19 protein-coding genes are annotated in these 25,717 nt (G+C 61.6%); 10 read left to right on the top strand and 9 right to left on the bottom strand.

The genetic code is table 11. The features are described from left to right. The 5 genes from Q7S58_RS08860 to Q7S58_RS08880 form a co-directional block, all read right to left on the bottom strand. Positions 1-734, bottom strand: a 734-nt coding sequence (locus Q7S58_RS08860) for an LLM class F420-dependent oxidoreductase (RefSeq protein ID WP_304823684.1), incomplete at its 3' end; no start/stop codon positions are given. 81 nt (positions 735-815) lie between these two features. Continuing rightward, positions 816-1,037, bottom strand: coding sequence for a dodecin (locus Q7S58_RS08865; protein ID WP_304823688.1), 222 nt, complete (start codon positions 1,035-1,037; stop codon positions 816-818). Between the two features lie 75 nt (positions 1,038-1,112). Then, a complete protein-coding gene (gene selA, locus Q7S58_RS08870) occupies positions 1,113-2,534 on the bottom strand; it encodes an L-seryl-tRNA(Sec) selenium transferase (protein WP_304823691.1) in 1,422 nt (473 codons plus the stop codon). A gap of 369 nt (positions 2,535-2,903) precedes the next feature. Beyond that, on the bottom strand, positions 2,904-3,017 hold the full coding sequence (locus Q7S58_RS22140; RefSeq protein ID WP_370655490.1) for a CGNR zinc finger domain-containing protein: 114 nt from the start codon (positions 3,015-3,017) through the stop codon (positions 2,904-2,906). A gap of 115 nt (positions 3,018-3,132) precedes the next feature. Next, the gene (locus tag Q7S58_RS08880; RefSeq protein WP_304823697.1) at positions 3,133-4,455 is read right to left on the bottom strand and encodes an MFS transporter; all 1,323 of its coding nucleotides are present in this window, start codon (positions 4,453-4,455) and stop codon (positions 3,133-3,135) included. 91 nt (positions 4,456-4,546) lie between these two features. Between Q7S58_RS08880 and Q7S58_RS08885 the strand changes: the two genes are divergently transcribed. Further along, on the top strand, positions 4,547-6,445 hold the full coding sequence (locus Q7S58_RS08885; protein ID WP_304823701.1) for a glycoside hydrolase family 36 protein: 1,899 nt from the start codon (positions 4,547-4,549) through the stop codon (positions 6,443-6,445). Between the two features lie 15 nt (positions 6,446-6,460). Here Q7S58_RS08885 and galK read toward each other — a convergent pair whose 3' ends face one another. Both galK and Q7S58_RS08895 read right to left on the bottom strand, forming a co-directional pair. Further along, positions 6,461-7,861, bottom strand: coding sequence for a galactokinase (gene galK / locus Q7S58_RS08890; protein ID WP_304823704.1), 1,401 nt, complete (start codon positions 7,859-7,861; stop codon positions 6,461-6,463). Further along, a complete protein-coding gene (locus tag Q7S58_RS08895) occupies positions 7,858-8,631 on the bottom strand; it encodes a nucleotidyltransferase family protein (protein WP_304823709.1) in 774 nt (257 codons plus the stop codon). The genes galK and Q7S58_RS08895 overlap by 4 nt, the downstream gene beginning before the upstream one ends. 148 nt (positions 8,632-8,779) lie before the next feature. On the opposite strand from Q7S58_RS08895, the gene ribB reads away from it, so the two are divergent. The 5 genes from ribB (at position 8,780) to gyrA (ending at position 18,053) form a co-directional block, all read left to right on the top strand. Continuing rightward, a complete protein-coding gene (gene ribB, locus Q7S58_RS08900; RefSeq protein WP_304823712.1) occupies positions 8,780-9,952 on the top strand; it encodes a 3,4-dihydroxy-2-butanone-4-phosphate synthase in 1,173 nt (390 codons plus the stop codon). A 145-nt stretch (positions 9,953-10,097) separates the two neighbouring features. Next, on the top strand, positions 10,098-11,825 hold the full coding sequence (locus Q7S58_RS08905; protein WP_304823715.1) for a cytochrome c biogenesis protein CcdA: 1,728 nt from the start codon (positions 10,098-10,100) through the stop codon (positions 11,823-11,825). An 88-nt stretch (positions 11,826-11,913) separates the two neighbouring features. After that, a complete protein-coding gene (locus Q7S58_RS08910; protein WP_304823718.1) occupies positions 11,914-12,606 on the top strand; it encodes a TenA family transcriptional regulator in 693 nt (230 codons plus the stop codon). Between the two features lie 440 nt (positions 12,607-13,046). Beyond that, positions 13,047-15,461: a DNA topoisomerase (ATP-hydrolyzing) subunit B gene (gene gyrB, locus Q7S58_RS08915; RefSeq protein WP_304823721.1), complete on the top strand. Its 2,415-nt coding sequence runs from the start codon at positions 13,047-13,049 to the stop codon at positions 15,459-15,461. A gap of 63 nt (positions 15,462-15,524) precedes the next feature. After that, positions 15,525-18,053, top strand: coding sequence for a DNA gyrase subunit A (gene gyrA, locus Q7S58_RS08920; protein ID WP_304823724.1), 2,529 nt, complete (start codon positions 15,525-15,527; stop codon positions 18,051-18,053). Between the two features lie 26 nt (positions 18,054-18,079). Here gyrA and Q7S58_RS08925 read toward each other — a convergent pair whose 3' ends face one another. Next, positions 18,080-19,297, bottom strand: a complete 1,218-nt coding sequence (locus Q7S58_RS08925; RefSeq protein WP_304823728.1) for an alanine--glyoxylate aminotransferase family protein — start codon at positions 19,295-19,297, stop codon at positions 18,080-18,082. A 188-nt stretch (positions 19,298-19,485) separates the two neighbouring features. Here Q7S58_RS08925 and Q7S58_RS08930 point away from each other — a divergent pair, with 188 nt between their 5' ends. The 4 genes from Q7S58_RS08930 to Q7S58_RS08945 are packed head-to-tail and all read left to right on the top strand — an operon-like array spanning position 19,486 to position 24,099. Continuing rightward, a complete protein-coding gene (locus Q7S58_RS08930) occupies positions 19,486-20,919 on the top strand; it encodes an FAD-binding oxidoreductase (protein WP_304823733.1) in 1,434 nt (477 codons plus the stop codon). Between the two features lie 20 nt (positions 20,920-20,939). Next, positions 20,940-22,208, top strand: coding sequence for an FAD-binding oxidoreductase (locus Q7S58_RS08935; protein ID WP_304823736.1), 1,269 nt, complete (start codon positions 20,940-20,942; stop codon positions 22,206-22,208). Then, complete coding sequence (locus Q7S58_RS08940; RefSeq protein ID WP_304823739.1) at positions 22,208-23,497, top strand: (Fe-S)-binding protein; 1,290 nt, start codon at positions 22,208-22,210, stop codon at positions 23,495-23,497. The genes Q7S58_RS08935 and Q7S58_RS08940 overlap by 1 nt, the downstream gene beginning before the upstream one ends. After that, positions 23,494-24,099, top strand: coding sequence for a 2-hydroxychromene-2-carboxylate isomerase (locus Q7S58_RS08945; protein ID WP_304823743.1), 606 nt, complete (start codon positions 23,494-23,496; stop codon positions 24,097-24,099). The genes Q7S58_RS08940 and Q7S58_RS08945 overlap by 4 nt, the downstream gene beginning before the upstream one ends. A gap of 139 nt (positions 24,100-24,238) precedes the next feature. On the opposite strand, the gene Q7S58_RS08950 is transcribed toward Q7S58_RS08945, so the two are convergent. Further along, positions 24,239-25,684 (bottom strand): glutamate synthase subunit beta, encoded by a 1,446-nt coding sequence (locus Q7S58_RS08950; protein WP_304823746.1) that lies wholly within the window; start codon positions 25,682-25,684, stop codon positions 24,239-24,241. Positions 25,685-25,717: the final 33 nt, after the last annotated feature.

Genomic DNA, 25,717 nt, shown 5'->3' on the forward strand with positions numbered 1-25,717 from the left:
TCGAGCTTCAACGGCTCGCCGAGGCGCGGACTCACCGTCAGCTCGAGCGGCGTCGCGCGCGCCGCCGCCCGCTCATGCTCGCGGAGTCGCGCGATCGTTGTGCGCATCTCCGCGATACTCTCGGCGATCCCGTACCAGCCGTCGCCGATATTCGCGGCCCGCTTGAGCGACGGCTCGGTATGACCGCCGAGCACGATCGGCGGATGAGGTTTCTGGACCGGCTTTGGCATGAACCTGATCCCTTCCACGCTAATCGTTTTGCCGTGATAGACCGGATCTTCTTTGGTCCACAGTTCCTTCATCAGCGCGACGTACTCGCGCGTGCGCAGCGCCCGATCCTTGAAGTTCATCCCGACCGTCTCGAACTCTTCCTCGAGCCAGCCGATTCCGATTCCAAAGATAAACCGCCCGCCGGAAAGTACGTCGAGACTCGCGACCGCCTTGGCGGTGGCGAATGCGTTGCGAATCGGCAGCACGTAGATTCCGGTCGCGAGCCGCACCCGCGTCGTGATACCGGCGACGTACGCCAGCGCCAGCATCGGATCGTGCAGCGGAGTCTCCGGCGGCGCGGGCATCCGTCCGCTCGAGGCATACGGATACGGCGACCGATACTTGACCGGCAGCACGATATGCTCGGGAATCCACAGCGATTCGAAATTCAGCTCTTCGGCCTTGCGCGCAATCGCGGCGAGACTGGCCGGCGCCGTCTGGAACAGAAATGTCGCGAATTTCATTTCATCTCACGCTCGATAAGGTTGTGCGAATGCAAATGACTAACGCCTGATGGCAATCCGAGAATGTCGGTTGAGCCGGACTCAGCTCACCGCATCACCCTCGAGCCGGAATCCGATTCGCACTTCGACCTGAAAATCGATTTCGCCGCCCTTACCCACCGCGCCGCGAACCTGCCCGACCTCGAACCAATCGATATTGCGCAGCGTCTGCCTGGCCTTGGCGATCGCGTTGCGCACCGCCTCGTGGATGCTCTTGTCTGAAACGCCGACCACTTCAATGATCTTGTACGTCTTGTCGGGCATGACGTTCTCCTCGGCGCGAATCGCTTCGCGCAGTTGCCGGGGACCCGGACGCCGGGCCGCCGCTTGAAATGGAGCCTAGACCGAATCGTACAATACGGCGAAAACGGCCGGATCTTCCACCGTCCGCAAATCGAGCAAAAACGCGTCCTCGGCGATGCGCCCGATTATTCTCGCGCGGCGAAACATCGCGGCGATCGAATCCGCGCTTCGCTCGCGATGAGTCACGCTGAGCGCGACGCTTGGCAGTTCCTCTTCCGGCATCGCACCCGAGCCCACCGCCGACTTCGATTCGACGATCGCAATTGTGAACTCGGCGCCGAGGCGCTCGGCCAGAATTTCACGCGCGCGCGGCGCGATTGCGCGAATCTCGCCGATACTGCGGCCGAGAAATTTCAGGGTTGGGAGTTCCGAGCTGAGATTCTCCGCGCGCAAATAAAGCCGCAACGTCGCCGACAGCGCGGCGAGCGTCAGCTTGTCGCATCTCAGCGCCCGCTTCAGCGGATTGCGTTTGATTCGATCGATCAGCGCGCGCTTGCCGACGATCACGCCGGCTTGCGGTCCGCCGAGCAGCTTGTCGCCCGAAAACGTGACGACGCCGGCGCCGGTCGTGACCCGTTCGCTGACAATCGGCTCGCGCGGCAGGCCGAACTCGCTCAAATCGATCAGCGCGCCCGAGCCGAGATCCTCCATCACCTCGATTCCGCGCTCGCGCCCAATCTCGACCAGTTGCGCGAGCGTCACGTCGCTGGTGAACCCGACCACGCGATAGTTCGACGGATGAACCTTGAGTAGCAAGGCGGTGTCGGCGCCGATCGCGTCGGCGAAGTCGCTCGGATGAGTCCGGTTGGTGGTGCCGACTTCCTTAAGCCGCGCGCCGCTTTTCACCATCACGTCGGGCAATCGAAACGACCCGCCGATTTCGATCAGCTCGCCGCGCGAAACGATTACTTCGCGCCCTTCCGCGAGCGAGTTCAGCGCGAGCACGACTGCGGCCGCGTTGTTGTTCACGATCGTAGCGGCTTCCGCACCGGTCAGCGCGCACAATTCATCCTCGACCAGCGAATCGCGATCGCCGCGTCCACCGGTTTCGAGATCGTACTCGAGGTTAACCGCCGAGCGCGCCGCTTCCGCGATCGCATCGATCGCCGTCTCGGCCAGGATCGCGCGGCCGAGATTGGTGTGGAGTATTACTCCGGTGGCGTTCACCACTGGCCGCAAAGACGGGAGATCCGCGGCGATCGAAGTCTCAACTGCCGCCGCGACTGCTTCGATAATCGCGCCGCGATCGCTGCCGGTATTCGCAGTGCCGCCAAGCATTGCGCTGCGCATCTCAGAGAGCGCGCGATTCACCATCAGTTTCACGTACTCGCGCTTGAGTCCCGCGAGTGCCGGCCGCGCCGCCGCCGCACGAAGGCATTCGTCGATCGAAGGCAGCGCGCGCAGCGACACGCTGACGTCGTTCGATCTCTCCGCTGCTCGCTTGCGCTTCTGATTCACGGCAACGCGATTATCGGAGAGCGTCCCGCGCCCGCGCAAGAGCGTAACCGGCGAGGTAATAGGAAAAGGATCCGGGATTCTTCGGCTGCGCAACCTTCGCCTGAGAATGACAAAAATGGGGAAAGCACTCAGTACGAAAAGTTCACAGGCCCTCAAGATGATGAGGATCAATATCGTGCGCGGTGCAGTGACGCGCGATCCGGCACCCTCACCTACCTCGTCGCTTGAGAGCGACTCGGCCTCCTCTCCCGTAACATAACGGGCGAGGGAAAGAGCGGCAGCCTCCGCTCATGATGACGGGAGCAGCGAGAGATCAATTCACTTTTGAGTCTGGCGCAGGTAGTGGCGATGGGCCTTGGCGCGATTGCCTCACGATTGCATCGAGCACCAACGCCGCGTGCGGTTTTTGCTCTCGTCGAGAAGGAGCCAGAGGCATCGTACATCGCTTCGAACGCGGGACCGTCCTTCGGCAACTCGAGCCACGATCTCAAGGAATTCTGGCCGGCTGAGAGCTATGCGCGGCTGCTTCGCAACATCGCGGAGCGGACTTGATCGACGCGTCCGCCGACGCCGCGCTGAATAAAATGCTGCGGCGCGCTCAGGCGTTGGCCAACTCGGGTTCTTCCTGCGCGCTTGCGATCAGTTTCAGTTTCGTGAGCAGCAGGAATCCGCAGAGGAGCGAAAATATCGCGCAGAAATAAACTGCGGAGCGCGGATTGAAATGCTCGCCGATGAATCCGACCGCGAGGCTGCCCACCGGCGCCGTGCCGATAAACGACAGCGTGTAGATACTCATCACGCGGCCGCGCAGTTCGTCCGACACGAATAGTTGCAAGAGCGTGTTGGTCGTCACCATGTGATTCATCAGGCCGGCGCCGATGAACATCTGCGCGATCAGCGAGAGCGCCATCCAGCGCGAAAAACCGAACGCGGCGACTGAGATCGCCATGCAGAAAATTCCGAACACCAGGTTTTGCCGCAGAGCTTTTGGCGCACTCGAGCGCGAATTCATGACGACCGCGCTGGCGACCGCGCCGAGGCCTTGCGCTGCCATCAGAAAGCCGTAGCCGCGAACGCCGCTATGCAGCAGGTCGCGCGCGAACATCGGGATCAGCACGGTGTATTGCATCCCGAATCCCATGTTGATCGCGACCAGGATGAGCAGCCAGAGCGTCGGGCGATGACGCCAAACATAGCTGAGCCCGAGCCGCACCTGGCGCATCATCGTTGCGCCGAACTGGCGGCGTTCGCGGCGCGGCAAATCCATCTGCAACAGGCTCCAAATCACCGCGATGAATGACAGTCCGTTCAGGAAAAAGCATCCGGTGACGCCGATCACTGCGATCGACAGTCCCGCGACGGCGGGACCGACCATCCGCGCGCCGTTGAAGATCATCGAGTTAATCGCGATCGCGTTCGGCAGGTCCTCGCGCCCGACCATCTCGACCACGAACGCCTGCCGTCCGGGCATATCGAATGAACTAACCAGTCCATTCAGCGCCGCCAGAATGATGACGTACTCGACTCGCGCCGCGCCCGCCCACGTGAGCCCCGCCAAGATGAATGCGCTGATCATCAATAGGACCTGCGCGCCGATTATCAGGCGGCGGCGATCCACGTGATCGACCACGACGCCCGCGAACAGCGCAACAAGCACGATCGGCATGTAGCTCGCGAAGGAGACGACGCCGAGCATCAGCGACGAGTTGGTGAGTTTCAGGACGAGCCACGCTTGCGCGACGGACTGCATCCAGGTGCCAATCAGCGAGATTAGTTGCCCGCCGAAAAACAGCCTGAAGTTCCGATGACGCAGCGAGCGGAACGCGGTCAGCCGGCCAGTCCATCCGCGATCGGATAGATCGCTGGCAGCTTCGTCGGCCTCGGCGGCCTCAATCTCCGGCACGGTGTCGATTGCGATCACTCCTCGATGTTGGAACTTTTGTAGTTTGCCAGAGCCGATGCGTTCAATCGAGTAGTTGCCGCCGCAACCGGTCTTTGCAACGCTGGACGCGATGGCCGTCGAACGCATCAAGCTGAACTATGTCGATGCCGACGGGTCTGCTCGCACGCACGCTCTCGCGGTGCCTGCCGGCCAGCGCGAATTTTCAACCGCGCTCGATTGGATTGAGATCTCTGCACGCATCGAACATGCGTTAGGCGGAGCGATCGTTCGCGCGTCGGTCGCGAATCACGGCGACCAACCGATTCGGCTGGTCAATGTGGTGATCGAGGTTGCGACTGGATTTGAGCGGAATTCGCCCGCGCGATTCTTCAAGCACGGCTATCAATCGTGGAGCGGCTCCGGCGCAGTTGAAGTGAGCGGCTCTCGAACGCATCGGCGCGACGCGTCGAGCCACATCGCGCGCGTCAATCATCAGAGCGAGGCGGTGCGACCGCCGGAATTTCCCGAGGCTCACACTTCGGAGCTATTCACGATTGTCGAGAGCGCGAATTCGTCGCGGCGCGTGATGGTGGGATTCATTGGCGCCGCGACCGCGCTCACGACGATCACGGTTTCCTCACCGGATGTGGCAATCGCTCGCGCAATCCTGGATGGCGTCGCACTCCGGCCGCATTCTCATCGCGAGATCGAGCCGCTCATCATCGTCGAGAGTTCTGAATCGGCATCGCGTCTGGCGGCGCGATGGGCCGATGCGATCGGACGCCGGATGGATGCGCGAATCACGGCGCCGCATCAGCGTGGATGGTGTTCCTGGTACCACTATTTTCACGGCATCACCGAAGATGCGTTGCGCGCGAATCTCAAATCGCTCGAATCGATGCGCGCGGATTTTCCGATCGACATAGTTCAGCTCGACGACGGCTTTCAGTCAGCGCTCGGCGATTGGGATACGACCAACAGCAAGTTTCCGAGCGGGCTCAAAAAAATCGCGGCGGAAATTCACGCGGCAGGATTTAGACCCGGCATCTGGACCGCGCCGTTTCTCGCCGCGCGCGATTCGCGCGTGATGAAGCAGCATCCCGATTGGTTCATCGTTCACGAAACGACCGGCGAGCCGATGCGCGCGGGATACAATCCGAACTGGACGACGAGCGACGACGCGTATGCGTACGCGCTCGACCCGAGCAATCCGGCGTTTTGCGCGCATCTGGAACGCGTGTTCGCAAAGCTTACGCGCGACTTCGGTTACTCATATCTGAAGCTCGATTTTCTCTACGCCGCCGCAGCCGACGGCCGCCGCCACGATCAGGATCTCACGCGCGGCGAAACCTTGAGACGCGGTCTCGAGGCGATTCGCGCCGGCGCCGGCGACGACGCACTCATCCTCGGATGCGGCTGTCCGCTGGGGCAGGCAATCGGCATTGTCGATGGGATGCGCGTCGGCCCCGACGTGTCGCCATTCTGGGGTTCGACGGCGAGCGGCGCGGGCGATCCATCGACGGTGTATGCGCTCGACGCGATCATCGCGCGCAGCTTCATGCATCGAAAACTCTGGCTCAACGATCCCGATTGCCTGATGCTGCGTGCGCGCGAGACCAAACTCACCGCGGACGAACGCGCGGCGCTGTGCGCGATGATCGCGGCGAGCGGCGGGATGCTGCTGATCTCCGACGACATGGCGCTACTCGAAAGTGGGGCGGCGCAACTGTTTCGCACGGCCGCCGAAATCAGCCGCGAGATCGATTCCGACGCGGCGCGCGCGCCGGTACTCCCGCTCGACCTGATGTCCATCAGCGACGTGCGCGGCCTCATCAAGCGATTGCCGCACGGCGCGATCGCGATGCTGCTGAATCGCGGCGATTCGCCGGCGCAAGTGCGGATGTCGGATTTGAGGCTCGGCATCGACGACGCAATCGCGATCGATTTGTCGGGCGGTGAAAGCGCGGTGTTCGACGAAATCGATCTGCCGCCGCACTCCGCGCGCATCATTCGCGCGACGCGTACCTGAGCGGTTTGTGAAATTTCAAGCAGCGGCGAGTTCGATCGTGCTCGCGCCGTCGCCGGCGTGGAGCACCGCGCACGATTCCTCAAATGGAAGGCTGTCGGCGAGATTCGCGTAGTATTCTTGTCTGAGCCTATCGACCACGCGAGCGGCGGTTGAACTTTCGCACAGCGCCACGATTGAGCCGCCGAAGCCGGCGCCGGTGAGCCGCGCGCCTAACGCGCCGCCGCGTCGCGCGCATTCAACCAGGCGATCGAGTTGCGCGGTGCTGCACTCGAAATCCTCGGCGAGACTGCGATGCGACTCGTTCATCAGGTCGCCCATCTCGCGGAGCCGTCCGGACTTGAGCGCTTCGACCGCGAGCATCACGCGTTCGGTTTCGCTGAGCACGTGGCGGGTGCGGCGCAGGATTTCAAGCGGACGATTTGAATCGAGCGCAATTCGATTAGCTCCGACACCGAGCACGTCATTCTCGAGCGCCGAGCGCGATTCGTCGAGGATCGCCGCCGCTTCATTCAGATCGGCGCCGAGCCGCGCGGGCGCGTTCGATTCCAGCACTCGCAGCAGGTCGCGCGAATTCCAGCGCTCGAAGTTTCGAATCACGTCGCCGAGGATTCTGACGTTGTCGAGCTTCAGTGCTCGCCCGAGGATTCGCGCCGCGATCGCGCATTCGACGACGCGCCGATTGTACTCGGCGCGAACCGTGCCGGATTTGTCGGCAATCTGCCGGCTGTCGGCGACGATGATCGCCGCGTCCGCGGGAATCGGCACTGGATAGACGCGCAACGGCTCGAACTCGATGAACGTCGCGTGATCGCGGCGGCCAAGAATCGAGGCCGCCTGGTCCATCCCGCCCGCGCGCGTGCCGACGTACCATTCGCTGCGCGCGACCATCGTGGCGGCGTCGATACCGTCGAGTTGAAGATTGTTGATCGCCATGAAGGCCATCGCGGCCGACACAGTCAATGCTGCCGACGACGAGAGCCCCGCCGCAGGCGGCACGCGCCCATCGACGAGCATCGTCGCACCGAGCATGCGATCGACGGCGTGCCCGCGCGTGGCAAAGTGATCGATCACGCCTTGCACGGCCGCCTTGACGTAGTTGGCCCAATCGCCGGTCGGATAGGGCTCGATATTTTTTGAGATTGGGAAGCGGCGCGAAGGCCACGCCGGATCGAGATTCGACAACGCGATTTCGCGATCAGAGTTCGCTGCGGCGACGACAATCGTCGAGCGATCGATCGCGATCGGCAGAACCGGCAGGCCGCTGTAATCGGTGTGCTCGCCGATCAGATTGACGCGGCCGGGCGCGCGCGCGGCAAAGATGCGCGAATCGGCGCCGACGATAGATCGCACGTGTTTCGCCAGCGTCGCGGCACGTTGCAACTCGCGATCGTTCCAGGCTTCGGCCGTCGAGTTCATAAATTGCTCGACTGGCGCGTCGCGGCCTTCGGCTTGAACCTCGTTCGCGCGATCGCAAGCTCCTGCGGCGTCCCGATATCGCTCCAGAAGCCGGGGGTATTGATCGCGCGCACGACGCGGCCGTCTTCGATCATCTGTGCGATCGCGCCCGGCAGTTCGAGTTCGCCGCGTGGCGACGGCGCAAGTCTGTCGATGTAATCGAAGATGATGCTTCCCGAGGCGAACAGGCCGGCGTTGTTCCAATTCGTTTGCGAAGTTCCGCGCGGCGGTTTCTCGACGAGTTTTTCGACGCGCATCGATTCGCTCAGATACACGGCGGCGCCGCGATATGGATCCTTGACGCGATTCACCGCGAGCACCAGGTCGTATTCTTCGCTTCGGGCGCCGTCGAGGAAGCGCGGATAGTTGGCGGAGTCCATCAGGATGTCGCCCCAGCCGAACACGAACCGCGCTTCTGTGCTGACCAGATCGCGTACGGCGAGCATCGCGCCGCCAGTGCCGTCGAGTTGCAGTTGTCGCACCGTCTCAATTTTCAGGCCGGGATTCTGACCGGTGCGCATCTTCGCCCAATCTTCGACTTGCGCGTGCAAATATCCCGTCACGACGATGAAGCGCGTCACCTCCGCGGTGGCGAGCGCATCGACGATGCGCGAAATCAGCGGCGCGCCGGCGATATCGAGCATCGGCTTCGGTGAAGATGCGGTCAGATCGCCAAGGCGCGAGCCGCGGCCAGCCGCCAGCAGGATCGCGGTTGTGATCCGATTCGGCATCGTCAAGAGCCTAGCACGATGGCTAAAATCAACGCTTCAGTTTCTGCGGGTGCTCCCTCGATGGAATTCGATTGCGTTTGGCGCGCAGTGTAAAATTGCCATACGATACGGTTCAGGTCGCAGAACCTTCTGACGAGCGAATCACATCATGTTCGGTGAGATAGATCCCCGCAGAAAACCGCGCGCGCCGTTCATCTCGATCGAGGAAGCGCTCGAGGAAACCCGCCGCGGCCACATGATCGTCCTGATGGACGACGAGCAGCGCGAGAACGAAGGCGACCTCTGCATGGCGGCCGAGAAGGTCACCGCCGAAGCGATCAATTTCATGGCGAAGTTCGGGCGCGGATTGATCTGCCTGCCGATGTCGGCCGAGCGGATCGATCGCCTCGGGCTCAGCATGATGGTTGGCGACAACCAGGCGCCGCTCGGCACGGCATTCACGACCGCGATCACGGCGCGGCGCGCTGCGGGTTCCGGAATTTCGGCGCAGGATCGCGCAGTTACGATTCTGCAAGCGGTGCGCGAAGACGCGCACGGTTCGGAGTTCATCACGCCAGGCTACGTCTATCCGCTTCGCGCGCGTGACGGCGGCGTGCTGGTGCGCACCGGGCAAACCGAGGGCGCAGTCGATCTCGCGCGGCTCGCGGGGCTCAAGCCGGCCGGCGTCATCTGCGAAATTCTGAAAGACGACGGCACGATGGCGCGGCGCGATGACCTGGTCGAATTCTCGCGCCAGCATGGACTGAAGCTCGTCACCGTCGCGGATATCATCGAATATCGGCTCCGCAACGAAACGATGGTGCATCGAATTGCGGAAGCAAAGCTGCCGACGGCGTTCGGCGAGTTCTCCGCGATCGTCTACCGCAACCTGGTCGATTACACCGAGCATCTGGTGCTGGTGATGGGCAAGATCGATCCGGGCAAGCCGACGTTGGTGCGGGCGCATCGCGAGTATCTGCCGGGCGACGTTTTCGGCTACAGCGCGCGCAACACGCGGAGCCTGCTGCGATCGGCGATGGAGCGTATCGCGGCGGCGGGTGAAGGCGTGCTGCTCTACCTGAAGCGCGAGTCGAGCGGGATCGCGTCCGATCTCGAAGAGCCGCGATCGGCGCGGCGCTCGGCGAGCCGCTCCAATTTGCAGGAGGCGCTTTTCCGCGACTACGGAATCGGCGCTCAGATTCTGCGCGACGTCGGCGTCCGCAAAATGATCATGATGTCGGACGCGACTCCGCGGCTGGCCAATTTGCCCGGCTATGGCCTCGAGATCGTCGGTTCGGTGCCGCTCTCGACCAGCACCAAGCAAGGTGCCGCCGCCAAATAGCCGCGATCGCGCTGGACGGAACTGCCCGCGCCGACCAGTTGTTCCATTGATGATGACCCGCGAAATTTCAGCGCTGCGAACCAAATCGTCCCTACTGCGAATTCGTTCGTCGATCGGCGGGGTGGCTTCCGCATCACTAATTTTGATGATTTTGCTGATCGCCGCGTCGGTCGCATTCGCGGGGCCCAAGGCAAATGAACTTGTCAAGATTACGTCCGCGTCGATCGAGCCGTCGCTCAAGCCCGGCGGCGCCAGCACATTGAAGGTCGCGGCGCAGGTTATCGATGGCTGGCATATCAACTCGGACAAGCCACTCAGTGAAGACTATATTCCGACCAAGTTGGAGCTGAATTCGCCGGTCACAGTCGCGGCGGGAGCGGTCAAGTATCCGCCGGCGCAGACGCTGGCGCTGGAATTCGCGCCGGGCGACAAACTCGCGGTCTTCAGCGGCGATATCAAGCTGGAAGTTCCGCTCAAGGCGGGCGCGGATTTCGCGCCGAAGCCCGGCGACGTGATCACCGTCAAGATCCAGTACCAGGGATGCAACAACACGCAATGCCTGCGACCCGCGTCAGTGAGCACCACTGTGCCGCTCGCGACAGCGCGCATCGCGGGCGCGATCGATGGGGTGGGCGCGTCGGGCGTCAGGGCACGCGGTCTTCGCGGCGACGATCGATCGGGTAGCGCGCTCGAGCACGTCTTCGATCGCGGCTGGATACTCGGATTCATCGCGGTGTTCCTCGGCGGCCTCGCGCTCAACCTGACGCCGTGCGTCTATCCGCTGATTGGCGTGACGATCGCGTACTTCGGCAATCAGGGCGGCGGCCCGCGCCGCGTGCTTATTCTGGCGATACTCTTCGTGCTCGGGATCGCGCTGATGTTCTCGTCGGTCGGTGTGGCGGTCGCGCTCTCGGGCGGACTGTTCGGCGCCGCGATGCAAAATCCGTTCGTGCTGATGGCGCTCGCGTCGATTCTGCTGATGCTCGCCGCGTCGAGCTTCGGCTGGTTCGCGCTGCAACCGCCCCAATGGATGATGCAGAGCGCGGGCGTCGCGCGTCCGGGGTACGCCGGCGCGATGCTGATGGGACTCGGCATGGGCGTCGTTGCCGCGCCCTGTATCGGACCGATCGTGCTTGGCTTGCTGTTGATGGTCGAGCGGAGCGGCAGCGCGTTTTTCGGCTTCGCGCTGTTCTTCACGCTTGCGATCGGGCTCGGCGTGCCGTACGTCGGGCTCGCACTGGCCGCCGGCAGTATCCGCCGATTGCCGCGGTCGGGTGAGTGGCTCGCATGGATCGAACAGTTGTTCGGCTTCGTGCTGATCGGGCTCGCGATTTATTTTCTCGATCCGGTCGCGCCGAATCATCTGATGACGCGCCTGCTGCCGTACTATGCGGCGGGCGCCGGAATCTTCCTTGGTTTCATTTCACCGGCTGGAAAAAGCTGGCGTCCGTTTTTCGTGATTCGCAGCGCGCTCGGGATCGCGTCTGTCGGCGCCTTGCTGATGCTCCTGTATCCGCGGCCGGCGCGCGAATCGCTCCGCTTCGAGCCCTTCAATGTCGGCCTGGTCGCATCGGCAGCGCAGCAGCGCAAACCGGTCCTGATCGATTTCAGCGCCGACTGGTGTATCCCGTGCCGCGAGATGGAGAACTCGACCTACATCGATCCGCTGGTGGTGCGCGAGGCGCATCGGTTCGTCCGCATGAAGGCGAATCTGACCGCGCAGGATCAGGCTAACGACGCGGTGATCAACCAATTCGATATCCAGGGCGTGCCGACCACGCTGCTGATCGATTCGGCGGGCAAGGTGCGCCAGCGCAAGGTTGGCTACGTGGGGCCGCGCGAGCTTTTCACGGCGCTCCGCCAGGTAAATTGATTCGGTCGATTCGCTTCACAATCTCGCGCAGTTTTTATAGCGTCGAGAAGCCGCTGACGCGGTAATCTTTCAGGACGAGGTGATGCCGATGTCCGCGATTAGCGACGGATTCGTGCGCGAGATTTTCGCCAAGGTGAAAGAGCGGCGCTCTTTCGGACGCCATCCGCTGTGGCTGCAGATCGCCGACGGCAAGGTGTCGCAGGCGGGCATGTGCGTCTTCGCGACCCAGTTTTTTCTGCAAGTGCGCGAATTTCCGCGGGCGCTCAGCGCGTTGCATTCGCGGTGCTTCAATTCGGAAGAGCGCGTCAAACTCGCCGAAAGCTTGTACGAAGAAGAGACCGGCAAAATTTCCGGCAGCGCGCCTCATCCCGAATTGTTCATCCGCCTCGGACTCGGACTCGGACTCAGCCGCGACGACATGATCCACGGCAAGGCGCTGCCTTCGACCGCGGCGCTGATCGATTGGTTCGAACTATCGACCAAGGACCGCTCGTTCGCCGAAGGAATCGGCGCGATCAGTATCGCGGCGGAAGGACAGGTGCCTGGCAACTTCGCGCCATTCGCGCGCGCTCTCGAAAAGTATTACGGACTGTCGCACGAGCAGGTCGCTTTTTTCGACGTGCATGAAATCGCTGATCGCGATCACAGCGACGTCGGCGACAATATCCTGAGCCATGCTCCGCTCAGCGAGGTCGAGCGCGCGAAAGTCTGGTCGGCAGTCGAGCGATCGCTCGACATGTGGTGGCAGTTTTTCGACGGTATCGAGCGCGCTTGCATGTGAGCGTTGGCGGCTGCCAACGCGGGGAAGATAAGAGTGCGAAACCCCTCACGGGTGGAGTTTACCCTGAGGCTTTGTCGAAGGGCGCTTCCCGTCGCACGCGAAGCCGACTTCGGGTCGCAGGGCCGAATCGCAATCTAGAAGATGCGCGCTACGCGCTGTTGGTAGTAGGAAAAGGACAGACTTTCGCGAATAGTCGAAACGGTCAAATATCGTTCTATATTCGTGCATCGGGTCGGCACTTAAGTGCCGGTCAAGCGGACTCCCCGCGGGTCGGAAAACTTTTAGGAAATTGAGAGATTTTATCCATAGGCAAGTTGCTAAACCGACGTTTGATATTTCTCAAAACATCGAATCACTTCCTTTACTTCTGCCCCTCAAACGCGTAGAATAGTTTTTGGTGGCTGCGATGCGTTGAGGTACTGGTCACTCGCCCTTTTTCTATGACAAACAAAGTTATTTCTGACGGCTATGGCGCCGAGTCCATCAAGGTTCTCGAAGGACTCGAAGCGGTTCGCAAACGCCCTGGAATGTATATCGGCGACACCGCCGAACGCGGGCTTCATCACCTGGTCACCGAGATCGTCGATAACTCCGTTGACGAAACGCTGGCCGGCTTTTGCAGCGAAATCGACGTCGTAATTTTGAGCGATAGCCGCCTCTCGGTCGAAGACAATGGGCGCGGTATCCCGGTCGATATGCATCCCACGGAAAAGCGCTCGGCGCTCGAGGTGGTGCATACGGTGCTTCACGCGGGCGGCAAATTCGAGAGTGGCGCGTATAAGGTTTCCGGCGGATTGCACGGCGTCGGCGCGTCAGTCGTCAATGCGCTCAGCGAAGAATTCGAAGTCGAAGTTCACAAGAACGGCAAGATCTATTTCCAGCGCTACGAGCGCGGAATTCCGATGATGAAGGTCGAGGAGCGCGGCGCGACGAAGAAGACCGGCACCAAAACCACGTTTTCGCCCGACCCGAAGATTTTTCCGGAGATCAAATTCAAATACGAAGTCATCGCGCGCTATCTGCGCGAGATGGCGTATCTGAACGCCGGCCTCAGAATCAAACTCACCGACGAGCCGAATCGCAAGATCGAGGAATTTCACTTCGAGGGCGGTATCGCGGAATACGTCGCGACGCTGACCAAGAATAACGAACCGCTGCACGACGTGATCTTCTTCAAGGGCGTGCGCGACAACGTCGATGTCGAAGTGGCGCTGCAATGGACCGACGCGGTGCACGAGGTGATCTTTACCTACGCGAACAATATTCACACCGGCGAAGGCGGGACCCATCTGTCGGGATTCAAATCCGCGCTGACGCGCACCATCAACATTTACGCAACCAAGAACAATCTATTCAAGAACAAGGACATGCGGCTCGAGGGCGACGATACGCGCGAAGGTCTCGCCGCGATCGTAAGCATCAAGCTCGGCAATCCGCAGTTCGAAGGCCAGACCAAGACCAAGCTCGGCAACTCGGAAGTCGAGGGAATCGTCTCGGGGCTGGTCAACGAAAAGCTCGGCGAGTACCTGGAGAAAACTCCACCGGTCGCCAAACGGATCGTGGCGCGAGCGATCGAAGCCGCCACGGCGCGCGAGGCGGCCCGCAAGGCGAAGGAGCTGGTCCGGCGCAAAGGTGCGCTCGATTCGGGATCGTTGCCGGGCAAGCTCGCGGATTGCCAGGAGCGCGACCCCGCGCGCGCCGAGCTGTTCATCGTCGAGGGCGATTCGGCAGGCGGTTCGGCCAAGGGTGCGCGCGATCGGCGGACGCAGGCAATCCTGCCGCTATTCGGCAAAGTGCTGAACGTCGAGCGCGCGCGGATCGACAAGGTGCTCTCGTCGGAGAAGCTGCGGGTGTTGATTTCCGCGCTCGGGATGGGAGTCGCGAACGAAAAAGATCTGAGCAAGCTGCGCTATCACAAGATTGTGATCATGACCGACGCCGACGTGGACGGATCGCACATCCGGACGCTGTGGCTGACGTTCTTCTTCCGGCAGTTTATCGAGATTATCGAAAATGGATATCTCTACGTCGCGCAGCCGCCGCTGTTCCGCGCGAAGAAGGGCAAGAACGAGCGCTATCTCAAGGACGAAGCGGCGCTCGAAGATTATCTCACCGACCTTGGATCGGAGGCCGTCACGCTCGAAGCGGGCAAGGGCAAGGATGCGCGCGAATACAAAGGCGCCCCGTTGAAGGCGCTGGTCCGCAAGGCGCTCTATCTCGAACGGATGTATGAGGGACTTGAGCGCCGCTCGAAGGAACGCCCAATTGTGGCCGCGCTGGCGACGCTGGCGAACGACAAAACGATCACCGACGAGAGCTTCGAGTCGGAAAAAGCTGCGGAGCAAATGGCCGCGGCGATTCACAAGGAATCGAAGGACGCCAACCTGATCTATCGTATCGAGCCCGACGGTGAGGCGCATTTCCGCGCCGTGTTCACGCATACGCAGAATGGCGCCAGGCCGCCGACCATCGTCGATCTGACGCTGCTGCGGTCTGGCGAATTGCGCGAGATTCGCCGCGTCGGCCCCGAACTCGAAACGATCAAGGCGCCTTACAATTTGAAAATCGGCGAGACGCAGTCAACCGCCGAGACGACCAAGGCGATGGCCGACGCAGTGCTCGCGGCGGGCAACAAGGGCGTCGAAATTCAGCGCTACAAAGGACTCGGCGAGATGAATCCGGAGCAACTGTGGGCGACCACGATGAATCCGGAAACGCGCTCGATGCTCAAAATGCAGATTTCATCGCGCGAAGAAGCCGAGGAAACTTTCTCGAAGTTGATGGGCGATCAGGTAGAGCCGCGCCGCCTTTTCATCGAGGAAAATGCACTCAACACTCGCACCCTCGACATCTGATCGATCGTGAAGGCCGCCAACGTTTTCCATCCGCGCGCCATCCGGCGCGCAGGTCTCAAGTAAATGGCTGAACCCAACGGTACCGAACCCCATCGCAACGAACCGACGCTCTTAAATATCGAAGACGACATGCGGCAGTCCTATCTGGACTACGCGATGTCGGTGAATATCGGGCGCGCGCTGCCGCAAATTCGTGACGGCCTGAAGCCGGTGCATCGCCGGATTCTGTACGCGATGTTCCGCGAGGGATTGCTCGCCAATCGGCGCTACTCGAAGTGCGCGGGCGTCGTCGGCGAAGTGCTGAAGCATTATCATCCGCACGGTGACATGTCGGTGTACGACGCGCTGGTCCGGATGGCGCAGCCGTTCAGCCTGCGTTATCCGCTGATCGATGGCCAGGGAAATTTCGGCTCCGTCGATGGCGATCCGCCGGCTGCGTATCGATACACCGAATGCCGGTTGACGCGACTGGCCGAGCGAATGCTGGCCGATATCGACAAGGACACCGTCGATTTCGTCGATAATTACGACGGGTCTTTTCTCGAGCCCGATATTTTGCCGTCGCAGTTTCCGAATCTGCTGGTCAACGGCTCCGATGGTATCGCGGTCGGGATGGCGACCAACATTCCGCCGCACAACCTGACCGAAGTTATCGACGCGTTGGCCAAGCTAATCGAGAAGCCGAGCGTCACGCTCGAGGAAATTCTCGACATCATTCCCGGTCCCGATTTTCCGACTGGCGGGCAGTTGCTCGGCAAGGCGTCGATTCGCCAGGCCTATCTGACGGGGCGCGGCTCGCTCATCATGCGGGCGCTGGCCGCGATCGAAACCGACAAGCGCAGTTCGCGCGCCTCGATCATCGTGCGCGAGATTCCGTACCAGGTGAACAAGGCCCGGCTGATCGAGCGGATGGCCGAGCTGGTGAACGACAAGCGTATCGAGGGCATCAGCGATCTGCGCGACGAATCCGATCGCGATGGGATGCGAATCGTGATCGAGCTCAAGCGCGACGCGGAGCCGCGCATCGTGCTGAATCAGCTCTACAAGCTGACGCAGATGCAGCAGAGCTACGGCATCATCCTGCTCGGGATTCACGAAGGCCGGCCGAAGGAGATGAATCTCCTGCAGATGCTGCAGGCGTTTCTCGAGCATCGCAAAATCGTGCTCACGCGGCGCACGCGCTTTGAATTGAAGGAAGCGGAGGCGCGCCTCCACATCCTCGACGGGCTGCTGATCGCGCTCATAAATCTCGACGCCGTGATCGCGCTGATTCGCAAATCCAAGGATGCGGAGACGGCGCGCTCGGGCCTGATGGGGCAATTCTCGCTGACGCAGATTCAGGCGCAGGCGATCCTCGATTTGACGCTCCGCCGGCTGACTTCGCTCGAGCGCGACAAGATCGAGACCGAGCACAAGGAAACGGTCGCGCTGATCGGGCGGCTCAAAAAAATCCTCTCGGATGAAAAAGAGCTGCTCAAGCTAATCGCCGGCGAGCTTGAAGACATCAAGAAAGAATTCGGCGATGCGCGCCGCACCCAGATCGTCGAAGCCGAAGGTGATTTTTCGATCGAGGATTTGATTGTAGAAGAAGACAACCTCGTCACTATCACGCACGGCGGGTACATCAAGCGCACGCCACTCTCGCTCTATCGCACGCAGAAACGCGGCGGGCGCGGCAAGATCGGCGCAACCACGACCGAAGAAGATTTCGTCGAACATCTCGAGCGCGTCTCGACCCACGACCGCCTGCTGTTCTTCACCAGCGCGGGCAAGGTTTACCAGCTCAAGGCCTACGAACTGCCCGAGGGCGGGCGCGCCGCGAAGGGCCGCTCGATCGCGAACCTGCTGAGCCTCGCTAACGACGAGACACTTGCCGCGTTCATCCCGGCGCCGCGCGAGTCCGAGGGCAAATTCGTGTTTTTCTCGACGCGCCGCGGCCGCGTGAAAAAGACCGCGCTCGACGAATACGAGAATATCCGCCGCAACGGGATCATCGCGATCAACCTCGAAGACGGCGACACCTTGGTGGACGTGCGCATCACGGACGGCAATCAGCAGATCGTATTGTCCACGCGCGACGGCCAGGCGATTCGATTCAAGGAGGAAGAAGCGCGCCCGATGGGCCGCGCCACCGCTGGCGTGGGCGGGATGGAACTGGAATCGCGCACGCTCAAGGATGGCAAGACCGTCACGCTGATCGAAGACGAAGTGGTTTCGATGTCCACGGTGCGCGATGACGAAACATTGCTCACGATGTCGGAACTCGGCTACGGCAAGCGCACTCCCGCCTCGGACTACCGTCTGACTCATCGCGGCGGCAAAGGCGTGATCACCATGCACGTCACCGAAAAAACCGGCCCGGTGATCAGCGTGCGCCAGGTCGGCATCGACGATCAGATGATGCTGATCACCGATAGCGGCAAAGTGATTCGTCTAGCCGTGAAGGGCGTGCGAATCACCGGCCGTAACGCGCAGGGCGTGCATATGGTGCGGCTCGAGGGCGATGAACGCGTGCGCGCCGTCGCAAAACTCTTGGAAGGCGACGACGAATACAGCAACGGCAACGGCGCCGACGACGAATCGGAGGAATAGGCGCGTCGCCGCGCGGCGTTGAGCGATCAGTCTCCGCTGGGTGGCTCGCCGGCGCCGAGTCCTTCGGCGACGTATGCCCGGTCCGCTGCGGAGAGCGCGCGTCCGCGCGAGATCTCGAATCCCATCGAGCCGAGAATCTCCTCGAGCGCGTTCAGGATCAGCATCACGTTTTCGCGCCGCGATCCTTCGCCCATCAAACCGACGCGCCAAATCTTGCCCTTGAGCGGTCCAAGCCCCGCCGCGATCTCGATATTGAACAGCCGCAACAATTCCGCGCGCACTTTCATTTCATCGATCCCGGCCGGCACCGCGATCGTCGATAGCTGCGGCAGTCGATATCCTTCCTGCGCGGCGAGTTCGAGTCCCATCGCGCGCGCTCCCGCCTGAAATGCCGCCGCGTTCGCGCGATGCCGCCGCCATCGCTTCTCCAGTCCTTCTTCGATCACGATGCGCAGCGCTTCGTACAACGCGTAGTTCATCGTGATCGGCGCCGTATGATGGTAGAGCCGGTCCGGCCCCCAGTATTGCTCGATCAAGCCGACATCGAAGTACCACGAGCGGCACTTGCTCTTGCGCTGCTTGATCGCCGCCATCGCGCGCGCGCTGAACGTCACCGGCGAGAGACCCGGCGGCGCGCCGATGCCCTTCTGCGTGCAGCTATAGCAAGCGTCGATTTCCCACTGATCGATTTCGACCGGCACGCATCCGAGCGACGTGACCGCGTCGATCGCCATCATCGCGCCGTAGCGATGCGCCAGCTTGGATATTTCCTCGATCGGCTGATGTATCCCGGTCGAAGTTTCAGCGTGAACGATCGCGACCAGCTTTGGTTTCTTCGCGGCCTTGAGCGCGGCTTCGATTTGCGCCGGCTCGATGATGCGTCCCCAATCGGCCTCGACCTTGTGCACCTTCGCGCCGAGCCTCGACGCGACTTCCGCGAGCCGGCTGCCGAACGCGCCGTGCACGCCGACCACGGCTTCGTCGCCGTCCTCGAGCAGGTTCGCCATCACGGTTTCCATCCCGGCGGAACCGGTGCCCGACACTGGAAACGTGATCTCGTTGCTGGTGCGGAAGACGATGCGCAGCATGCGCTTGATGTCCTCCATCACCTTGACGAAATCCGGATCGAGATGGCCGACCACCGGCGACACCATCGCTTTCATCACGCGGGGATGAACGTTCGAGGGACCGGGGCCGAGCAGGATGCGCGCCGCCGGCCTGAGTTCTGGAAATTGATCCGCCAAATGACTACTCCATTTTGATGAGTCGTTGCCGCGCGCATCTGAAGAGCAAGATTTCGCGCCGAATTTTATGCTCGATATTATGTCGCGTCCCGCACGACTAGAAAAACGATAGAATCGATCATCGCCGTCGAATTTTGCACGCTTCAACTCTGTGGCCGAGTTCGTGGTAGAGTCTGGGCGCAGTCCAAATGAACGCAATCGATCCAACTTTGCTCGAAGAACTGCGCGCGATTCTCGGCAGCGAAGCAATCGTCTCGCGCGCAACCGAGTTGAAAGTTTACGAGTGCGATGGATGGACCGTCGAAAAAAGTTCGCCCGACGTTCTCCTGATGCCAAGCACGACCGCTCAACTCAGCGCCGTGATGGCGGCGCTCAGCCGGCGTAATGTCGCTTTCGTCCCGCGCGGCGCCGGCACCGGACTGTCCGGTGGATGCCTGCCGCTCAACGCGCCCGCGATGATCTGCACCTCGAAGATGAATCGCATCCTCGGCATCGATTACGACAATCGGCGCGTCGAAGTCGAAAGCGGCGTCGTCAATCTGCACGTCACCAACGCGGTGAAGGCGCGGGGTTACTTCTACGCGCCCGACCCGTCGTCGCAGGTTGCATGCACGATCGGCGGCAATATCGCCGAGAATTCCGGCGGTCCGCATACGCTTAAAAATGGCGTGACGACGAATCACGTGCTCGCGCTCGAACTCGTGTTGCCCGATGGCGAAATCGTCGAGCTTGGCGGACCTACCGAAGAGCGATGCGGCTACGACCTGGTCGGCGCGGTGGTCGGCGCCGAGGGCACGACGGGAATCGTCGCGCGCGCAACGCTTAGACTTACACGCGAACCGGAGAATCATCGCACGCTGCTCGCCTCGTTTCCCGACGTCGATACCGCAACGCGCGCGGTCTCGATGATCATCGCGTCAGGAATTCTGCCCGGTGCGCTCGAAATGATGGATCAACTGATCATCCGCGCGGTCGAAGATGCGTTCCACGTCGGGCTGCCTGCCGACGCAGGCGCGGTGCTGATTATCGAGCTCGACGGCCTTGAAGCGGGACTCAGCGCGAGCGCGGACGCCGTCGCCCAGATGACGCAATCGTGCGGCGCGACCTCGGTCAAGCTCGCGAGCGACGAGGCGGAGCGTGCGCTGTTGTGGAAGGCGCGCAAGCGCGCGTTCGGCGCGGTCGGGCGCCTCGCACCGAATTACGCGACGCAGGACGGAGTTGTGCCGCGCACCTGCCTGCCGCAGATTCTGCGCGTCATCACGGCGGTCAGCCGGCGCTACGATCTTCGCATTGGCAACGTGTTCCACGCCGGCGACGGCAATCTGCATCCGGTGATTTTGTACGACGAGCGCGAGCCCGGCCAGGTGCAGCGCGCGATCGACGCCGGCCGCGACATTCTAAAGGCGTGCATCGAGATGGGCGGGAGCTTGACCGGCGAGCACGGAATCGGCGTCGAGAAAATCGGCGAGATGCCGCTGCTGTTCTCTCCTGACGATCTTCGGGTGATGACGGAATTGCGCCACGTGTTTGATCCGATGAACCGTTCGAATCCGGGCAAAGTCATTCCGGAGGCAGGCGCTTGCGTCGAAGTGTCAACGCCGCGGCGCCAGGTGCCGATCTAGGCTGGCGGCATCCAGCAATCGTGTCAGCGGACAATCACTTCGAGGAAATCGCGCATCGCGTCGAGTCGCAGTTCGGCGCCGACCGCGTGCGCGTTCCGACGGCTCTGGAAGCCAACGCCGCGCGCGTCCTCTTCGAACCGGCCAGCGTCGAGGAGATTTGCGAAGCCGTGCGAATGTGCGAATCCGACCGGATTACGCTGGCGGCCGTCGGCGCGATGCGTACCTTGTCGCAAATCCGGCGCGAGCCGGTTGCGCTCGGCATCTCGCTGAAGCGACTCGCGCGAATCGTCGCCTATGAACCCGACGATATGACGGTTGTCGCAGAGGCCGGCCTCACTATCAGCAATTTCAATGCAGTCGCCGCGCCTTCACGTCAGCGTCTTCCGGTCGATCCTGCCAGTCCGCAATTGACCACGCTCGGTTCCCTGATCAGCGCGTCGCACGCCGGACCTCTGCGGCTCTCGGAAGGCGCCGCACGCGACCTGTTGATCGGGATTCGCTTCGTGGGTCACGGCGGTCGAGTGATTCATGGCGGCGGTCGCGTCGTCAAAAATGTCGCCGGTTATGATTTGATGAAGGTGATGGGCGGTGCGTTCGGCACGTTGGGAATAATCACGGAAGCGACGTTCAAGGTGCGGCCGATTCCGCCGGAGTATTGCATCGCGATCGCGCCGTACGATCGCGCGAATGACGCATTCAGCGCGGCGGCATCGCTGAATTTTGCGCTACCGATGAGCCATCTCGAAGTACTTAGTCCTTCGCTGGCCGCGCGATTCGACGCGCCGCAAAAATTCCTGCTGGTTGCTGGCTTCTCTGGAACTGCGCAGGAAATCAGCTACCAGGCAGAAAAAATTCGCGAACTGCTCGGCGCCGCGATCGAGATTATCGACGATCAACCCGCGCTCGCGCGCTGTGAAACGTTGCGCGATCTTGATTTTGGCTTGAGGCCGCTGGCGGCGCAGATTGCCACTCGCCCCGCGGGCCTCGAACGCGCGCTCGCGTATTGCGATGCGGAGTTCCGCGCGCATGCAGCCTCGGGTGTCGCGCAAATATTCGTCGAGACCGCGCCATCCTCCGTTGTGGCGCACAAGATCGTCGCTCGATGGCGCGAGAGTGCACATTCGGAACGCGGTCATCTGCGGATTCTCGCGGCGGCCGAATCGATTCGCGGCGATTTGGAAATCTTCGATCTGCCGAATGAAGGCGCGCTCAAGCTGATGCGCCAACTGAAGAGCACGTTCGATCCGGCCGGCATTTTCAATCCCAAATGCTTCGTCGGGGGAATCTGATGGAAGAACCCCCGACTTCTCACTCGCAGCCCGTGCGGGATGTCTGCGATTACGACTTGCTATTCGACTGCGTGCACTGCGGCCTGTGCGCGGAGGCGTGCCCGACCTATGTCGCGACGCGGCGCGAGATGGATTCGCCGCGCGGCCGCATCTACCTGATGAAGTCGCTCGCCGAGGGAAAACTGCAACTCGACGACGACGCGGTGCGCCATCTCGATTTGTGCCTCGGATGCCGCGGCTGCGAAACGGCCTGTCCTTCCGGTGTTCACTACGGTCAGTTAATCGAAGGTGCGCGGGCATTCGTCGAACGCAATCATCGCCGCGGCGTTTTCGATCGATTGAAGCGGAGCACAGTCAGCGCGATATTCCCGTACCCATCGCGGATGCGCGCGGTGCTCGCGCCGCTGATAGTCGTCGATCGTCTCGGATTGAGACCGGCTCTGAGAGCCATCTTGCCGCGCTCGTTCCGCGACTGGCTCGATTTGTTGCCGCCGCTCGGCGCCCGCCATCCGCTCGCGCCTGACCTTCATGTCGCATCTGCCGATAACGCACCTACGGTCGTCGTGCATCATGGATGCGTCGCGCAGGTGCTCGCCAATTCCGAGAATTTGAATAGCGAACGGATGCTTGCGGCGGCCGGCTATCGAGTCGAGCATCTGGAAGAAACCGTATGTTGCGGTGCGCTCGATCTTCATTCGGGCAATTCTGCTCGCGCACTCGAGTTCGCGCGCGCCAATGTTCGCGCATTGAAAGGGTCGGGCGCGGACGCGATCGTCTCGGCGGCCTCGGGCTGTTCAACCGCGATCGCGGAATACGGCGAATTGCTGAAGCACGATGCCGAACTGGCCGCCGATGCGCGCGCCGTGGCCGGCAAGGTCAAAGATCTGAGCACGTTGTTGCTCGCCGCAAAGTGGACGCCGGTGCGCGAATTCAGATGCACCGTCACGTACCATGACGCCTGCCATCTCGCGCATGGACTCGGCATTCGCGAAGCTCCTCGCAAATTGCTTGCATCGATTCCCGGCGTCAGGCTCGTCGAATTGACTGAGTCCGATCTCTGTTGCGGTTCGGCGGGAAGCTACAACCTGACCGAACCCGAGATGGCGCGCGAATTGGGCCGGCGCAAAGTGGACAATATAGTTGCGACCGGCGCCGATTACGTAGTTCTCGCGAATCCAGGCTGCGAGTTTCAAATCGCCGCCGAGCTCAAACGCCGCAACTCGAAGACGCGGGCGATACATCTCGCCGATTTTCTCGCCCTGGTTGCAAACAACGATCGCATCCGATGAACGCCGACGATTACTCAGTCAAACTATATTTCGCGTATACCAGTCCATATAGCTATCTCGCGATTCAGCCCGCCTACGATCTGGAACGATCGCATCGCGTGCGCGTCCGCTTCATTCCGTACGGAGTGAACATCCGCAAGGTATATGGTCCGCTCGATCGCGCCGACGCCGACCGCCGCAAGGTTCGCTACCTTTATATCGACGCACGTCGAATCGCGAAAGAACGCAGATTGATCATCTATCCGCCGAAAAAGATTTACAGCGCGCGGCTCGCATTCTACGGCGGCTTGTTTGCAGAGCATCACGGAAAATTCCGCGATTACTCAGATCGCGTGTTCGAGCGATTCTGGAAACACGAACTCGATGTCGAAAGCCGCGACGCCATGTCCGCGATCGTCACCGACGTCGGTCTCGACGCCGAGGAATTTCTTCAGTATGCGGATTCGACTGCGCGCGCCGACCTGGATGCGTGCTTCGCCGAGGCCGATCGCGACAAGGTGTTCGGCGTGCCGACGTTCGTCGTCGATGGCGAGCCATTTTGGGGCGAAGATCGCGTGAATTGGGTGATTCGCAAGCTCGACCAGATGGACCTGCGGCGCTGAAATCAGCTCATCCCTGCGCGATCGGGATACGGAATACTCAGTTGCGTTAAGAGCAAATGGACCTTATAGCCATTTCCCGACGGCAGATAGTCATACAGCCGCTACATGCTATTCCCCGCTATACTCTGTTCCGCCGAAACTATAGTTCCGGACTGGAAGGCAGAAAGGTCTCGCCCATCAGGTACGCATCGACGGCGCGCGCCGCTTCGCGCCCTTCCCAGATCGCCCACACCACCAAGGATTGTCCGCGCCGCGTATCGCCTGCGGCAAACACTCCGGGCAGGCTCGACATATAATTCTCGCAAAGCACGTTGCTGCGAGCGTCGAGCGCGAGCCCCAATTGCGAAATGATCGTGGCGGGCTCCGGCCCGAGGAATCCCAGCGCGAGCAGCACGAGGTCGCATTCGATCTCGAAGTCGCTGCCCGGGATTTGCTCCATGACCATCCGCCCGTTTTCGTTTTTCCAGTTAAGCCGAACGCCGTGGAGCTTTTCTACGACGCCGTTCTCGCCGGTGAATTTGCTCGTGTTGACACTCCAGTCGCGCTGCACGCCTTCCTCGTGCGAGCTGGATGTGCGCAGAATCATTGGCCAATCGGGCCACGGCATCTGCTCGGTACGCCGCTCGGGCGGCATCGGGAGCAACTCAAATTGATGCACGATAAGCGCGCCTTGGCGATTCGACGTGCCGAGGCAATCAGACCCGGTATCGCCGCCGCCGAGGATGACGACGCGTTTTCCTTTGGCCGAAATTTCGGACGCAGGATCGAGCGTGTCGCCGAAGTTGCGTTTGTTCTGTTGAGGAAGGAACTCCATCGCGAAATGGATTCCCTTCAAGTCGCGCCCCGGAATCGGCAGGTCCCGCGGATTGGTCGCGCCCATGGTCAGCACGATCGCATCATGCTTCGAGCGCAGTTGATCGCCGTGAATGTCGGTTCCGACGCGGCAGCTAGTGACTATCTCGACGCCTTCGCTGACCATTTGCTCGACGCGGCGATTGACTATCCACTTTTCGAGTTTGAAATCGGGAATACCGTAAGTGAGTAATCCGCCGACGCGGTCGGAGCGTTCGTAGAGCGTTACCGAATGGCCGGCGCGCGCGAGTTGCTGGGCGCACGCGAGCCCCGACGGACCTGAACCAACGACCGCGACGCTCTTGCCGGTCCTGCGCGCGGCCGGTTGCGGCGCGATCCATCCTTCGGCCCAGGCGTGATCGATAATGTTCTTTTCGATCAGCTTGATAGTGACCGGGTCGTTGTTGATGTTGAGGACGCAAGCCTCTTCGCACGGCGCGGGGCAGATGCGGCCGGTGAACTCGGGGAAATTGTTGGTCGAATGGAGCCGCTCGATCGCCTCGCGCCAGCGGCCGCGATACACCAGGTCGTTCCAATCCGGGATGATGTTGCCGAGCGGGCAGCCCTTGTGGCAGAAGGGGATCCCGCAATCCATGCATCGGGCGCCCTGCGCGCGCAATTTCTCCTCGGGCATCTTGAGATCGAACTCGCGCCAGTCGTTCAGGCGTTCGCTCACGGGACGCCGCGACGGCGTTTCGCGCTTGATCTCCATGAAGCCCGTAATCTTGCCCATCTAGACCCGCTCTCCCTGATCGGTTCTGCTAAT

The organism is Candidatus Binatus sp. (assembly GCF_030646925.1).
Taxonomy (GTDB): Bacteria; Desulfobacterota; Binatia; order Binatales; family Binataceae; genus Binatus.